Below are 13208 nucleotides of genomic sequence, written 5' to 3' on the forward strand. Positions count from 1 at the left end.
TGAGGGTAGTGACTCACCGTGCGAGCTTGAAGCGTTTGGGATGCCGAACCTCGGGAGGGGTAATCAGGCGAGTCGCGGCGGAATCGCTGTCGCGCCGTGGACACCGATGGGTGGAAGCGTCTAGAGCTTTATGGCCGTTCGTTCGGCCAGGCGGTGCTTGGTGCCGTGTGATGTCTGGGCTACCCGGTCACACGCGAGGTTCGAACCCTCGCCCGCCACGACAGTACGTCACAACAACAAGGAGAACTCATGCATTACTACGCACTGGTCGAAGTGCCAGAAGGAGATGAACCGTTCGAGAAGCGTCTGGCTGCAGTGCTCGCGCCGCATAAAGAGGGCGTCGAGGGCGGCTCTGAGCTGTGGGATTGGTGGATTCTCGGCGGGCGTTGGAGCGGCAGGCTTTCTGGCTACGACCCCTACACGGACCCTGTGAATCAGAAACGCTGCTGGCTGTGTCAGGGCACGAAGTTCCGAAACGACGAACTGGGCAAGCGAGAGCGTGCGCTCAACCCGGAGTACACATGCAACGGCTGTGGAGGCACCGGGCTCATGACAGTGCATGAGAGCGAGTTCGTGCCGCACGCTGGCAACGTGGCAAAGTTCGGGGCGCTGTCCAAGGAGATGCAGCCGCATGTGCTTATTGCCAATGGCCAGGTTGTCCAGATGGAGGCATGGACAGGGAGTGAGTGGGAGGACACTTCCGCCGCTCTCACCGAACTGTGGGGCGAGATCGACCCAGATGCGACTGTCGCCGTTGTTGATCTTCACAGGTAACTGAAATGAGCGCAGCGGTCGGGTGGCTGCTGACGGGAACGCTCGCGTATGCGGGATCGCCTAGACAAGCCGGTCAGGGGTGGAACGACTCTGACCGGCACCGCCCGCACAACACCCTCTTGCACCGGCTGTGGTCGCAGCCAACACTCCACCGATCTAGAAGTGGGGCGCACGTGGACGCCAGCAACCATTCGGCTGCGATGCGGGATCGACACCCGCCAAGAGGACCAACTGGTATTGGAAGGAAGTGCACACATGGACTTGGAGATTAAGACAGTCACCGAACTGCTCGCGAAGATCGCACGCACCGACGGTGACGAGGTGGTCGCTGAACACGTTCTCGCGGTCGTGAGCGACTTGGATACGCAGGCGAAGCGGATCGTCCTCGGGGCGGTCGCTGACGGGCTGGGGGTGCCCCTTGCCTGACTATCTGCCGCCGGGGATTGGTATCCCTGCCGGCCTCATTATTGCCGCCTACGTGCTGCTGTCCGAGAAACAGCGGTGGGGGCGGTTTCTTGTTTCTGAACTGAGGAAGCTAGGAGCTCTCATGAAGAACCCAAAGCCGCACAAATGCGGTGAGTGTTTCAACCGGTTCCTCGAAGCAGGAAATGAAGAATGCCCGAACGTGGCGAAAGAGCGTGCCGAGCAGGTGCGGGCAATGCGCGAGTCCCGTGCTCGCTTCCAGGCCGCTCTGGACGCGGAACTCAAGAACGAAGGCGCTGCCTGATGCACGGTGACGAGCCGGAAGATGAGCCCGTCTACGACGACGCCCACGACGAGGCGTGGATCGAGGCGCGGCGCATGGAAAGGAAGAACATTGGCTGAACCGATGAAACGCGACGGGCTCGTGCTGGGCATGAGCGAAGACGAGTACCACGGTGGCGGATCCGCTGAACTGTCCTCGACGGGTGCGAAGCTGCTGCTGGAAGCGCCGGCAAGGTTCAAGCATGTCGTTATCGACGGCAACCGCACCGAGAAAAAGGCGTGGGATGTTGGCACTGCGGTGCACACGAAAGTGCTCGGTACTGGATCACCTGTTGTTGCTTACCCAGCGACAGTGCTTGCCGCTGATGGGTCCGTGCGCGACAAGGCGAAGGTGTGGGCCGCAGAGCAACGCGCGGCGGGCATGGTGCCCGTGAAGCAGCGTGAGCTTGACCAGATCAATACGGTTGCAGAGTCGCTACTGACCCACCCGACAGCGAAGGCACTTCTCGAAGCGGCGGGGAACTCTGAAGCGTCAGTGTTTGCGAGTTGCCCTGAAATCGGGGTGCGGTTGCGTGGAAGGTTTGATCGGCTGCCGGATGATCTCGATGTCGCGCTCGACGTGAAAACAGTCGGGCAGTCCGGTGGTGCTGCCGAGTCGGAGTTCACGCGACAAATCTTCAACTTCGGGTACGACGTCCAAGCAGGGCAGTACCTCGACACTCTGAAGTACGCGACCGGGCGCGACCTGGACTTCGCCTTCATTGTCGTGGAGCTGACTGCACCGTACCTCGTGAACGTGATCACAATGACGCACACCTACCTCGAGATGGGGCGAGTCAAGTCGATGGAAGCACGAAAGCGCTACCGTCACGGCCTCGATACCGGCGAATGGCCCGGGTAGTCGATCGACATTAAGCGAGTCGAGCCGCCGATGTTTGCGGTCTACGACTTCCAAGACAACTACGAAGGGAACCTCTAGTGACCAGTGTTCAGATGCCGGCGGATCCGTCGAAGAAACCTGATGTGATCGGTGCTGCGAAGACTGCTGCGAAGCCGGGCCCGCCGCCTGCGCTTGCGACGCGGAAGCCGTCTGGGCTGCCGTCGTGGCCGGTAATCCTGCTCGCTGGCAGGGAGAAGACAGGGAAGAGCTACCATGCGGCGCTCGCGTCAAGTTCGGCCCTCATTGGGCGCACACTATGGCTCGGGTTCGGGGAGAAAGACCCCGACGAGTACGGAGCGATCCCCGGCGCACGGTTTGAGATCGTGGAGTACGACGGCACCCTGTCCGGGCTGCAAGCATTCGCACGCGCTGCGGTCGCGCAGCCTCAGGAGGACGGGAAACCGAACCTCATCATCGTGGACTCGGGCACCGTCATTTGGGACACGTTGCGGGACAAAGCCACTTGGATGGCCCGTCAGCGAGGATCCATCAACAAGAACACGCAGGAGCCCATCGTTGGTATGGACCTGTGGAACCACGTCACGGGAGAGTGGAACGCGCTACTGCGCACGCTGCGGTCCCACAACGGGCCCGTGATCATCACCGCCCGCATGGACACGACCACCGTCATGAACGATCGAGGTCAGCCCACTCCTGTGAAGGAAGACAAGGTGAAAGGGCAACGCAACCTCGCCTACGACGTGGACGCGATCATCGAGATGCCTTCCCGCGGTCGGGCGACACTGACCGGAGCACGGTCGGTGCTGCACAAGCTGCCTGAGCGGATGGATATCGAGGATTTCGACACAAAGGGAATCGACTGGCTGTGGCGTTCCCTTGGGCTCGACAAGCATGCTGCCGCGCAGGCGGTCTACACCGAAGCGGCACCTGTTGATGGGTGAAGCCAAATACGAGCCGCTCATTAGTTGCGGCGCCTGTCATGGCTCGGGCTGGATTACTCCGGCGCCGGGCCTTTCGTCTACCTGCGTGTGCAGGTACAAACCAATGGAGGAATCATGACCGAACGAATCGACCACGCAGCAGAAGCGCGAGAGGCGTTGCGTGGTTCGGGGGACGGACGGAACTTCGCAACGGATGCGTCGAATGCGGCGATTGCTCATGCCGTACTCGCCCTGGTGGAGCAGCAGCGTATCGCCAACCTGATCGCACTTTCGCAGGCTCTGGATGGCAACGGGTGGCAGGCTGCGGAACCGCTAGATGCGATCTACGGCTACAACAATGCGGAGCCGTTTGACGAGTTCGCGGGCTTGCACGTTCGTCCTGAGATCCGTGAGGCGTTGGGGCTCCGTGAGTAAGGGCATCCCGAGGAAAACTGTGGCCGCTGTACTCGCAAGGGACCGCGGCCTTTGCGTTCTGCGGATCTCCCGCTACTGCACCGGGCAGGCGTCGTGTGCGGATCATCGGGCGAACCGGGGGAGTGGCGGCGCGAAGTCTGGCGTGCTGGATCAGGCCTCGAACCTTGTTGCGGCGTGCGGCTACTGCAACGGCTACAAGGAGGCCGGTGGTGACCGTGGCGACCTTGTAGCGCGCGGCCTCCGTGTTGAGGGTGCGTCGACTCACGCGAAAACCGCAGACCGCGCTCGCGCTACGCCGGTGCTTTACCCGGATGGGCGCTGGTGGCTGCTTGACGACGACGGCGGGAAGGAGGAGCGCCGTGACCCTGACCGATAGGCAGGCCGCGTACGCCCGCATCCTCGCTTGCACGCACCGCACTAGCGAGCTCGTGAAAGGTGTCACCCATCATGCTCGCGCCCGCCGAGATAGCCAGGTCGCTGTCTACCTGTACGCGCTCCGGTACCAGGCGGTCTGGTACGGGCATTGGGGGTCGTTGATCCAGGCGGGGATGCTCGCATCAATCGAAAGGAAGGAGGAGCCAGGGTGCGGATCAGGAGCATCAAGCCAGAGTTCTGGCGGTCGCAAGACATCTCGCGATTGATCATCGAGGACCGGCTTCTGTTTATCGGCTTGTGGTCGTATGTGGACGATAACGGGGTTGGTGAGGATCGTGTGCCGATGATTGCTGCTGACCTGTTTGCTGACGATATTCAGCGCGACCCTAGCGAGACTTTCGCGAGGGTGTCGCGAGGCCTCGCGAGGCTGTTCGAAGGTGGTCAAATCGTGCGTTTCAGCAACGATGGGCGCGACTACTTCGAGATTTTGGAGTGGAAGAAGCATCAGCGTATCGACAAGCCGGGAAAGTCGAGACTTCCGCACCATGATGCGGAGGGATCGACCATCGCGACACTCTCGCGAGACACTCGCGAGAACCTCGCGCCTGGAACAGGGAACAGGGAGCAGGGATCAGGGAACGAGGGAGCAGGGGATCAGGGGGGCGCAAGCGCCGCGCCTTCGGCCCCCTCCCACTTCTGCAAACGACATCCCAACGGCACAGACGCGCCCTGCCGAGGCTGCAAAGTCGCATGGATCGAGTACGAGAAATGGGCATCAGATGGCGGGCCGGTCCAGCACGAGCACAACTGGTTCTTGGACGGCACCTGTCTAGGGTGCGACGAACGAAGAGAGGACACGACATGAGTCAAGAGATCTCGGTGAAGCTTCCGGGCCCGCTCGTGTGGGAAATCTGGAAGCGAGCCGAAACGGAGGGCATCAGCCCTGGCGAGGTGATTAAGCAGGCGTTCACGAAACCTGTCGTGAAGACACCGACCGCGACGGAGGCGACTCGGGCGCGCATCGTGGAGCTCGTGCGGGCCGGTGTTGATGATGGTGCGATCGCTGTGGAGTTGGATCGGACGCGCGGCTATGTCGCTGATGTGCGGCGCAAGGCCGGGTTGAAGCCGAACGCACTCATGAGCCGGTACGACCTCGAACAAGTGTTGGAGGCCGCATGACCGCGCCAGTGATGACAGGCGACGAGCTCGCAGCGACACCGCCCGAGCATCGGTTCTACGAATGCCAGGACTGCAAACAGCGGGGGACAGACCCGGCCCGGTTCAAGATGATTCAGATCTTCCGGGTCGGGTTCGTCATTTGCCGGGAATGCTTGGAGAAACCATGACCAGGAATCGGGCCTCTGCGAAGAAGGCTGGCACGGCGCAGGAAACCCTCGCGGTGAGGTATCTCGCCCGTGTGCTCAACGATGACCGTATCGAGCGGCGCCGGTTGAGTGGGGCGAAAGACCGCGGCGACATTGCTGGGCTGCGAACAGTGACCGGCGAGCGAATTGTTGCCGAGGTGAAGAACACTGCGAAGCTCGCGCTCGGGCCGTGGCTGAAAGAGGCCGAGATCGAGCGCGGCAACGACGACGCAGCGGCCGGTGTCGTGATCCACAAGCGGCACGGCAGCGCGAAACCAGAAGACCAGATCGTCTCGATGACGCTACGCGATTTCGCGGTGCTACTCGGAGGAGACATCGACCAGACAGGAGAAGACCAGTGAGTGACACATTCACAGCCAGCAACGGGGTCCGAGTGACCAGGCGTGGAGAGAGCGTGAAGCTCTCGTGCGAGCGCATGGCGAACAGGCTCGCAACGTTCGACGATCTCAACAGGCAGGACATGGAGGCGTTGCGGGAGTTCTTCCAGCATGAACGCGACAAGGAACTCGGACGCTGGCGCGACCCCGAGCGGCCGGACATCGTTGTTTACCTCTGCGATGCTGAGCGATGTGTCCGCGTCCTGGACGAGCTAACTGGTGTCTCGCAGCTCTACGTTGAAGGGCAGATGAGCGAGTACCGAGGCGACATGGCGGACGCTGCTCGCACCTACTTCGCTGCTCACCCGGAACCTCGCTCCTGGCACGACGCTCGGGACGGCCAGCTCTGGCTTATCCGCTTCGACGACTTCCCCGACACAGATGTTTCCGCGCTCGTGAAGGGCGGCAGGTTCGTCTACAACGATCACTGTCACGAAGGAACCGCGACGCTGAAAGACAGCAGCATCGTCGGTGGGACGCAGATCTGGCCGGAGGTGAAGCCTTGACCGCCCACATCACTCCGCGCGAGCGTGAGGCCACGAAAGCAGCAGCTGTCGTGGCCTTCATCGTTTCATCGGTCATCCTCGCCGCATGGCTTGCAACGGTGATCCTCCACATCACGGGTCAGCCGGTCATCCCGGCGCCCGCACACGGCCCGTTCCCTCTCGGGGCAGCCGCCACTATCGCTGCCTGCTTTGGGTGGGCGCGACACACAACACGAAAGAAAGGCCGATAGATGCCGAAGTACAAGATCTACCTGACCGGATACGCCGGCCACACAGTCGAAGTCGAGGCAGAGACCGCAGACGAAGCAATCGACGCGGCGTTGAGCGGTGACCTTCCCGTGAGCTGCCACCAGTGCCCGCAAATCGAGCAGTGGGAATTCCCGCCAGACGTTGACGACCGTGCTAAACGCGAGACCTACATCACCGAAATTGAGGAGAGGGAATAGTGGCGAAGATCACTCTGGTGTTCAAAGGCGGAGCCGTCATCGATATCGACGTGGATCGCTTCAAGGCGACCAGGTCGAACTACGGCGGCTTCACCGAGATCGAATGGGCAGACGGCAAAGACCGCCCGCTGGGCTTTGAACCGTCCGAAATTGCAGCAGTCATCGAAAGGAAGAAGTAACCATGGCAGGCGAACCACTAATCACCGTGACTGGCAATCTTGTTGCGGATCCAGAACCGCGCGTATCCCAGGGCGGCAAGTCGTGGGTGACGTTCCGTATCGCGTCAACACCGCGGGCGTTCGATAAGCAGGCGAACGAGTGGAAGGACGGTGAAGCGCTCTGGCTGGGTTGCCGCGCTTACGGTGAGTACGCCGACAACATCGCCGCGACCCTTACGAAGGGCATGCGCGTGATTGTGCAGGGCCGACTCACGCAACGCTCGTACACGGACAGCCAGGGCGCGCAACGCACGTCACTCGACCTTGACGTCGAAGAGGTCGGGCCGTCGCTGAGGTTCGCCACAGCAACGGTCGCCAGAGGTGCTACACGCGGCCAGGGCGGCTTCACAGGCGCTCAGGCAGGGCCACAGTCACAGTCGGGCTGGAACCAGCCGCAAAACGGCGGGCAGAGCTTCCCCGACCCGGGCGGCTCAGGCGGCGGCTTCGACGACGAACAGCCATTCTAGCCACCCACCATCCGCGCTCCACCCACCGGTGGGGCGCTATCTCCGTCATTTGAGGGGCCAGTGTTCAGCTGGCCCCTCAGCTGCGATACTGAGCGGGCTTGCGCCGCCGCTTCCTTGCCATATCTGACAGGAGCGGGCGACGGTTTGTCTCTTGGCGTCGCTTGGAAAGAATCTGCGCTACTCGATCCTCATGGATGTGGTGCTGCTCGTGCAAATGATCGTGCAGGGCAACGAACTCGTCTTTGAGTTCTTGTCCTACCTGGCTGGGGTCAGCCAGCCACTGCGCGAGTCGCTTGCTGATCAGTGCATGTGGGCCGATTCTTTCCAGCACTACGCTCTCGATCGGCTCCATTGTCTTGCTGCTGACTGATAAACCGAACTCCTTGAGCATGAGGCTATATTCGAGCATCAAATCTGCCCAGGCCACTACCTCAAATGCGTTCGCTAATCCCGAAGTCCTAATCAAGTTGTATGCGGTTGTGGACCTCGAAATTAGCGGAGAGTCTTGAAAGCTCCCCAAGTCTCCATTCTTGAACACGTCGTTGGCGTTGTCGGCAATGTCACCAACCACTGAGCGCAATTCCCTTACGACTGAATCCCCGAGCGCTTTGTCCGTCTGATACTTGGCAGCTCTGAAGCTAGCCCAGATGGTCGCTGCAGCGATCGCTCCAGAAACCAGTCCGACGGCCAGAACTTCAACGATGGGGAGATTGAAGCTCATCGTCCCGCAGAGCCCGGGGCCTGTCAGCCAGCAGAAGTCATCCATTCTCGCACTCTATCCAAGATTGGAGGTCGCTTTGGCGATCCTGAAAGCGCTAGTTACGCAGATCTTCAGTGCCTGGAACCGCAGAGGCGAGCTCCCGGACCGCGTTCTTCTGCGACCTACCAATTGCGGTCGCAGCCAGGGGGACTGTCGTGAAGAGTACCCCGGCAAGCCCAATCGCTCGAGCCTCGCGCTGCGCCCCAAGAAAAGTCTGCCAGGCCTTCTCATGAAGCGTTTCCGGCGTAGCCAAGTCCGCGGCGCCACCGACAACCCGGCCTAGCTCAGCGCGCGCGACATCCACGTCGAACGCTTCGTATGTTGCTGCGGCACGCATGTCTAGAAAGAAGGCCAACGCAATGACGAGCACCGGGATCGCGTAGAGAGCCCAAAAGGCCGGATTCTTCATGGCCTCAGCATAGCCCGCAGCAAGTTCGGGGACGACGCGTTATCGGCGCCCGTACTTTGCGGCGTTCTTCGCGCGCACACGACGGCCGATCACATCACCGGCAACCCACATGACCGCGCCAGCGACAAGAACAATGCCACCAATCCCAAACATCATTTCCATACGAAACACGGTAACAGGAGAACAACAACCATGAACAAAGAACTCATCCGAGAGGCGCGCGCGTTTGCTGCGCTCGGATCCGACCTGAACCCAGTCGAGGCGAACCGCCTCATCTTTGAGCTCGCCGAAGAACTCGCAGCCGCTGCTATCTCCGGCTCAACTTCGGACGGCCACCACACGTTTGACGAGCTCTACGACTACCGCATGCTCTACAACGCCCACGCCGCGCACGGCTGGCTCGCTGCCGGTATCCCAGTCGTGAAGTCGTGGAATCACTCCGACGGTGAACTCTGCTTCGGAGGAGGCTGGTTCATCGTCACCGCGACGCTCACAACTGGGCAGGTTTCGAACCACTACAAGGCCGAGCATTGGGAACTGTTCGCGGTTCCCGAGGTCGACCTGCCGCCCGAGTATGACGGGCACACACCACAGGACGCGGCTGAACGGTTGCGGGCTGCTGCTGGTGCCGCACCACAGGAACCAGCAGCAGGTGATCGGGGGGAACTCATTGCCGAGGCGGGCAAGCACTCAAAGGGTGAGCCGCAGCATTGCGACTGCGGCAGGCCGGGATGTGCCGGGCAGGCCTACTGCACGTGGTGTGGCAATGAATGGCCGTGCTTGTCACGCAGGCTTGCTGATGCTCTTGCCGCCCAGCCGCAGGTGGACGAAGCGAAGCTCGCCGAGATCGCCGCTCGCGTCGATGGGCACGAGTGGTCGCGCCTCGGCGGGTCGCGCGGCGAGCAGGTCTCGGCGATCGTGGCGGACGTACTGCGAGGTGGTGGGCGATGAGTGATCGCTACTTTTTTCGCAGTGGCATTCCCACAATGAAACCAATGATCGCCCCAACTGCGACACCGACCCCTGCTCCCGCAGCAACGTTACCGACCCACATCCCCATGAGAGCACCTAGGCCGGCACCGACAAGTATCCCGGCGACCGTCCAAGTCATAGAAGCGTTCATGCGGGGGCTTTTGTTCTCGCTCATGGTTTCGATTCTAAGCAGCTCTGGCGTGGGTGCCCTCCCTCTTGAGGATGAACTGTTTCCCGCACAAAAAGGAGGAGAGAACGATGGCAACAGGCCTTGATTTCTACGAACGCCGTGAAGAATACATCGGCGTATCGGTGAGCAACCCAGCAGTCGGCGCTGATGTGGTCCGAGCCTTGACTGCTGCACACAAGCGGTACGAGGAGTACCACGGCAAGTCCGCCGCTGACGACGCGATCACAGTGACAGCGGACGAGTCGGGGATCTTCTTCGAGTTCCGAGGAACTACAGGGCTCACCGGAACCGGGGGCAGAGAGTGACCGCCCCTGATGTGCGTACCGCCGCACAAGAACAGTACCGCCGCGAAAACTGGCCGACCAGCCGCGACGACTATTGGAGCAGGGAGCAAGCGTTCGTAGCCGGCGCTGTGTGGGGTGCTGCTCTGGTCACACCCACTCGGGAACAGATCGCGGAAGCGCTCTACAACAAGCACCCCCGAGCACAGACGCGGCCCTGGAGCGAGACGCCAAGAATGACTCGAGAGATCTACCTCGAGGATGCTGACGCGGTGCTGGCGCTGATCGAGGGCGCGGCGGCGGGGTGACCGTCCACCACCTTCGTGAAACCCCACCGCGCATTCACTGCCGTGCTATATGGACAGCCCAGGTTTGAGCACACATACGGATGCGCGCCAAGGGTGGAGACCCTGGAGAGGTCTCGCTTGTAGACCGGCTCTGACTCGCAAAGAGTGCAAACAGTTCTACTCATGCCGCTCACCTTACCCAGGTGGGCGGCATGACCGGAAGGGGGTGGACTGAACACCTATGTCGTTTGACGCAAAGCGAGCTACAATTTAAATAGCTCCTGGGCGATGAAGATGGGGCGGCCTGCGTCAACAGACCGCCCCGGTGAACATTAGTTCTAGTCCACTAGGAACTTGAACAAGGAAATGAAGAACCTGCCGGCGTGGAATGCGAGACTAAGTATCGCTACCACGCTTGGTGGGTTCTTCTCTTTCCAACCTTGCTTTCGCAACGTCATATCCACCACCCCCTTTCCCCTCGGCTTAGCCGAAGTAAGAGAGTGACTCTACTTATTTGTTTGCTTTGGTGATTTCGTTGAAATACCGGCTAACTCAAGAAAGAGGGCATCTCGATCATAGCCGCGCTTAGGGAAGGGATAGTCTCAGACGCATGTTCCGTGCCACGATTCGTCTTGTTGAAACCGTCGAACTTGAGGCGTCGGGGGAGTCGCTCGAGGAAGTCCACGCACAACTCGAGGTCAACCCGCAGGCCGCTCCGGCCTATCGCTACTTGTTTTGCTCGGCAGTGCTCCAGAACTATCACAGGGCGGGGCAAAGACAGCAAAAGGCAGGGCCGAAAGAAAACTGACGGCCCTGCCTTCCCCTAGCTCAGCAGCTACAGAACGAGAATGTTGGCTGCCTGCATTCCCCTCGGGCCGCGCTCTGCATCGAAGCTAACTTTCTGGTTCTCTTCGAGGCTGCGGAAACCTCCACTGTTGATGGCGCTGAAATGCGCGAACAGGTCTGCGGTGCCATCATCAGGTGAGATGAAGCCGAAACCCTTGTCGGAGTTGAACCAGTTGACGGTGCCTGTGGCCATGACGTCGTTCCTTTATTGTCTGGGATCACGAATGATCAGAATCTGCAAAGGAATCCCCTGCAGAGATGATGCGGATTCTCGGTACGCGCGAGCCCGCATCGGCTCTACGCGTGAGGGGCGGTGAATCAAATACTGCCCAACCCTGCGGTTGAGCTTTCAAGTCGGTCCGAGATAGCTCGGCAGAAACGCAACTTCCTGTGCCCCTCCGATAGACACTACACCACGGAGTGAAGTGTCTATCGGAATATGACTACTTACGGTTGTTCAAGAGTGCTGCCGCAGACTTATTCTTCTCTCGCTTCGCGGCCTTCTTTTCTTTCGCCGTCGTTGCTGCTGGCTTCTTAGCGGCCTTTTGGCCTCGATCTTTGGACATCGTTCTGCCCTCATTTCCGGGTTTAATTACCCTTTGCTGACCATAGCGGCTTCACCTCTGAGCCGCCAGCACGTGCGTGAGTCGGCGCCGCGAGTTGCTGCCGCCGCGAGGAGCCTAGCGGCGCCCGTATTGGGCGCTGACGGGGCAGTCGAAAGGGTCCCGGGCGGCTAGGCCGACTCTATTTAGATAGTCGATAACAATCGCATACGAGCGCCACAACGAGGTCTCCGTGTAGGGAACCTCAAGTGTTTCGCAGTGTTCCATGACGATCTCTCGAGCGCGGGCCAGATGAGGCCTCGCCATGCTGGGGAACAAGTGATGTTCAACCTGATAGTTCAGGCCGCCCATAAGCCAGGTTGCCCACCAGCCGCCGCGAATGTTGCGAGAGGTGCGAACTTGCTTAGTGAAAAAGTCGAGTTTTGCGTCGTGCGCTATGACTGGCATTCCCTTGTGGTTTGGCGCAAACGAGGCGCCCATGTAGACACCGAACACCGCTAGTTGAACACCGGTGAACGCAAAGGCCATGCCAAGTGGCAGGAAGATAAACACGGGGGTGTAAAAAACAGCGAATCTAGTAAGAATGATCCCGAGCTCGACCCAACGTCCTTTCACAGGTTCCCGACTCAACAGATGTCGGAAGCTGTGCAAATGCAGGTTCAAGCCTTCGAGCGTCAGCAGGGGGAAGAACAGCCATCCTTGGCGGCGAGTTATCGCGCGACGCAAGCCCCGCGCCTGCACAGCATCCTCTTCGATGAAGGAGATCGTATCTACGTCGATATCGGGGTCCTTTCCCACCCGATTCGGATTGGCGTGATGCCTCGTATGCTTGGAGTCCCACCACGAGTAACTCATGCCGATCGAGCCCGCAAGAAACCTTGCCAGCCGGTCGTTTGCCGGCCCAAGGGTGAGGATCTGTCTGTGGGCAGCCTCGTGGGCCAGAAACGCGATTTGGGTGAAGATTATGCCGAAGGCGCCGGCGACGAGGAGCTGTAACCAGCTGTCTCCAAGCAGCACGAATCCCGTGATCGCGCCGCCGAGGGCAACGATTATTGCGATGCCGACGAGGGCGTAGAACCATGGCGCTCGACGAAGAAGTCCGGACTCGCGGACCACTTCAGAGACGCGCGTGTACGCCTTGGCTATTGGAGGAAAATCGTCCTTGGATGCCCTTGTAGGGCGGAGTGGACCAAGCCCAGACTTTTTAATGAATGTGGTACTCGTCATCAGGGCACCTGCTTCCGTTTGCGCGCCCAGGGGGCAGCTGGTGGAGCCACAGGCAAGTGCCGATCGCTATTACACACGCTACTCGGCGAAGCATGGGATTGAGTGTGCGTCGAGGCGAATCTGATTTGCGCAAGCATTGAAGGCTTTATTCGGCCCGGCCCGGC

Annotated in this window: 24 protein-coding genes; 18 read left to right on the forward strand and 6 right to left on the reverse strand. The window is 60.4% G+C overall.

Translation table 11 applies throughout. The features are described 5' to 3' along the window. Nucleotides 1–249: 249 nt before the first annotated feature. The 14 genes from BJ960_RS04195 to ssb all read left to right on the forward strand — a co-directional run bounded on the left by BJ960_RS04195 (nt 250) and on the right by ssb (nt 7509). Nucleotides 250–774, forward strand: coding sequence for a hypothetical protein (locus BJ960_RS04195; protein WP_185986376.1), 525 nt, complete (start codon nt 250–252; stop codon nt 772–774). 255 nt (nt 775–1029) lie between these two features. Further along, nucleotides 1030–1200, forward strand: coding sequence for a hypothetical protein (locus tag BJ960_RS04200; protein WP_185986377.1), 171 nt, complete (start codon nt 1030–1032; stop codon nt 1198–1200). Continuing rightward, complete coding sequence (locus tag BJ960_RS04205) at nt 1193–1501, forward strand: hypothetical protein (protein ID WP_185986378.1); 309 nt, start codon at nt 1193–1195, stop codon at nt 1499–1501. The genes BJ960_RS04200 and BJ960_RS04205 overlap by 8 nt, the downstream gene beginning before the upstream one ends. Before the next feature lie 90 nt (nt 1502–1591). Beyond that, nucleotides 1592–2380 (forward strand): PD-(D/E)XK nuclease-like domain-containing protein, encoded by a 789-nt coding sequence (locus tag BJ960_RS04210; RefSeq protein WP_185986379.1) that lies wholly within the window; start codon nt 1592–1594, stop codon nt 2378–2380. Nucleotides 2381–2457: 77 nt separating this feature from the next. Next, nucleotides 2458–3321: an AAA family ATPase gene (locus BJ960_RS04215; protein WP_185986380.1), complete on the forward strand. Its 864-nt coding sequence runs from the start codon at nt 2458–2460 to the stop codon at nt 3319–3321. Between the two features lie 114 nt (nt 3322–3435). Then, nucleotides 3436–3735 carry a hypothetical protein gene (locus BJ960_RS04220; protein WP_185986381.1) on the forward strand — a complete coding sequence of 100 codons (300 nt, stop codon included), beginning with the start codon at nt 3436–3438 and terminating at the stop codon, nt 3733–3735. 142 nt (nt 3736–3877) lie between these two features. Then, nucleotides 3878–4111 (forward strand): hypothetical protein, encoded by a 234-nt coding sequence (locus BJ960_RS04225; RefSeq protein ID WP_185986382.1) that lies wholly within the window; start codon nt 3878–3880, stop codon nt 4109–4111. Between the two features lie 207 nt (nt 4112–4318). Further along, nucleotides 4319–4975, forward strand: coding sequence for a hypothetical protein (locus tag BJ960_RS04230; protein ID WP_185986383.1), 657 nt, complete (start codon nt 4319–4321; stop codon nt 4973–4975). Further along, nucleotides 4972–5289 carry a hypothetical protein gene (locus BJ960_RS04235; RefSeq protein ID WP_185986384.1) on the forward strand — a complete coding sequence of 106 codons (318 nt, stop codon included), beginning with the start codon at nt 4972–4974 and terminating at the stop codon, nt 5287–5289. The genes BJ960_RS04230 and BJ960_RS04235 overlap by 4 nt, the downstream gene beginning before the upstream one ends. Before the next feature lie 163 nt (nt 5290–5452). Then, on the forward strand, nt 5453–5836 hold the full coding sequence (locus BJ960_RS04240) for a hypothetical protein (RefSeq protein ID WP_185986385.1): 384 nt from the start codon (nt 5453–5455) through the stop codon (nt 5834–5836). Next, complete coding sequence (locus tag BJ960_RS04245) at nt 5833–6378, forward strand: hypothetical protein (RefSeq protein WP_185986386.1); 546 nt, start codon at nt 5833–5835, stop codon at nt 6376–6378. Before BJ960_RS04240 ends, BJ960_RS04245 begins: the two co-directional genes overlap by 4 nt. Nucleotides 6379–6608: 230 nt before the next feature. Beyond that, on the forward strand, nt 6609–6824 hold the full coding sequence (locus tag BJ960_RS04250) for a hypothetical protein (protein WP_185986387.1): 216 nt from the start codon (nt 6609–6611) through the stop codon (nt 6822–6824). Further along, nucleotides 6824–7003 (forward strand): hypothetical protein, encoded by a 180-nt coding sequence (locus BJ960_RS04255; RefSeq protein ID WP_185986388.1) that lies wholly within the window; start codon nt 6824–6826, stop codon nt 7001–7003. Before BJ960_RS04250 ends, BJ960_RS04255 begins: the two co-directional genes overlap by 1 nt. A 2-nt stretch (nt 7004–7005) precedes the next feature. Beyond that, nucleotides 7006–7509, forward strand: coding sequence for a single-stranded DNA-binding protein (gene ssb, locus BJ960_RS04260; protein ID WP_185986389.1), 504 nt, complete (start codon nt 7006–7008; stop codon nt 7507–7509). Between the two features lie 76 nt (nt 7510–7585). On the opposite strand, the gene BJ960_RS04265 is transcribed toward ssb, so the two are convergent. Genes BJ960_RS04265 through BJ960_RS16970 form a run of 3 tightly spaced genes read right to left on the reverse strand, consistent with a single transcriptional unit; the run spans nt 7586 to nt 8840 of the window. After that, on the reverse strand, nt 7586–8275 hold the full coding sequence (locus BJ960_RS04265; RefSeq protein ID WP_185986390.1) for a hypothetical protein: 690 nt from the start codon (nt 8273–8275) through the stop codon (nt 7586–7588). A gap of 49 nt (nt 8276–8324) precedes the next feature. Further along, entirely contained in the window at nt 8325–8678 is a 354-nt protein-coding gene (locus BJ960_RS04270; RefSeq protein ID WP_185986391.1) for a hypothetical protein, read from the reverse strand. Nucleotides 8679–8717: 39 nt separating this feature from the next. Beyond that, a complete protein-coding gene (locus BJ960_RS16970) occupies nt 8718–8840 on the reverse strand; it encodes a hypothetical protein (protein ID WP_272928802.1) in 123 nt (40 codons plus the stop codon). 30 nt (nt 8841–8870) lie between these two features. Between BJ960_RS16970 and BJ960_RS04275 the strand changes: the two genes are divergently transcribed. Next, the gene (locus BJ960_RS04275) at nt 8871–9629 is read left to right on the forward strand and encodes a WDGH domain-containing protein (RefSeq protein ID WP_185986392.1); all 759 of its coding nucleotides are present in this window, start codon (nt 8871–8873) and stop codon (nt 9627–9629) included. Nucleotides 9630–9636: 7 nt separating this feature from the next. On the opposite strand, the gene BJ960_RS04280 is transcribed toward BJ960_RS04275, so the two are convergent. Then, nucleotides 9637–9825, reverse strand: a complete 189-nt coding sequence (locus BJ960_RS04280) for a hypothetical protein (protein ID WP_185988353.1) — start codon at nt 9823–9825, stop codon at nt 9637–9639. An 83-nt stretch (nt 9826–9908) separates the two neighbouring features. Here BJ960_RS04280 and BJ960_RS04285 point away from each other — a divergent pair, with 83 nt between their 5' ends. The 3 genes from BJ960_RS04285 (at nt 9909) to BJ960_RS04295 (ending at nt 11216) form a co-directional block, all read left to right on the forward strand. Further along, the gene (locus BJ960_RS04285) at nt 9909–10145 is read left to right on the forward strand and encodes a hypothetical protein (protein WP_185986393.1); all 237 of its coding nucleotides are present in this window, start codon (nt 9909–9911) and stop codon (nt 10143–10145) included. Beyond that, complete coding sequence (locus BJ960_RS04290) at nt 10142–10429, forward strand: hypothetical protein (RefSeq protein ID WP_185986394.1); 288 nt, start codon at nt 10142–10144, stop codon at nt 10427–10429. The genes BJ960_RS04285 and BJ960_RS04290 overlap by 4 nt, the downstream gene beginning before the upstream one ends. Nucleotides 10430–11018: 589 nt before the next feature. Next, entirely contained in the window at nt 11019–11216 is a 198-nt protein-coding gene (locus BJ960_RS04295) for a hypothetical protein (protein ID WP_185986395.1), read from the forward strand. 27 nt (nt 11217–11243) lie between these two features. Here BJ960_RS04295 and BJ960_RS04300 read toward each other — a convergent pair whose 3' ends face one another. Both BJ960_RS04300 and BJ960_RS04305 read right to left on the reverse strand, forming a co-directional pair. Then, nucleotides 11244–11447 carry a cold-shock protein gene (locus tag BJ960_RS04300; protein WP_185986396.1) on the reverse strand — a complete coding sequence of 68 codons (204 nt, stop codon included), beginning with the start codon at nt 11445–11447 and terminating at the stop codon, nt 11244–11246. A gap of 487 nt (nt 11448–11934) precedes the next feature. Then, nucleotides 11935–13044 (reverse strand): fatty acid desaturase family protein, encoded by a 1110-nt coding sequence (locus BJ960_RS04305; protein WP_185986397.1) that lies wholly within the window; start codon nt 13042–13044, stop codon nt 11935–11937. Between the last annotated feature and the right edge of the window lie 164 nt (nt 13045–13208).

This window comes from Leucobacter aridicollis (assembly GCF_013409595.1).
GTDB classification, from domain to species: Bacteria; Actinomycetota; Actinomycetes; order Actinomycetales; family Microbacteriaceae; genus Leucobacter; species Leucobacter aridicollis.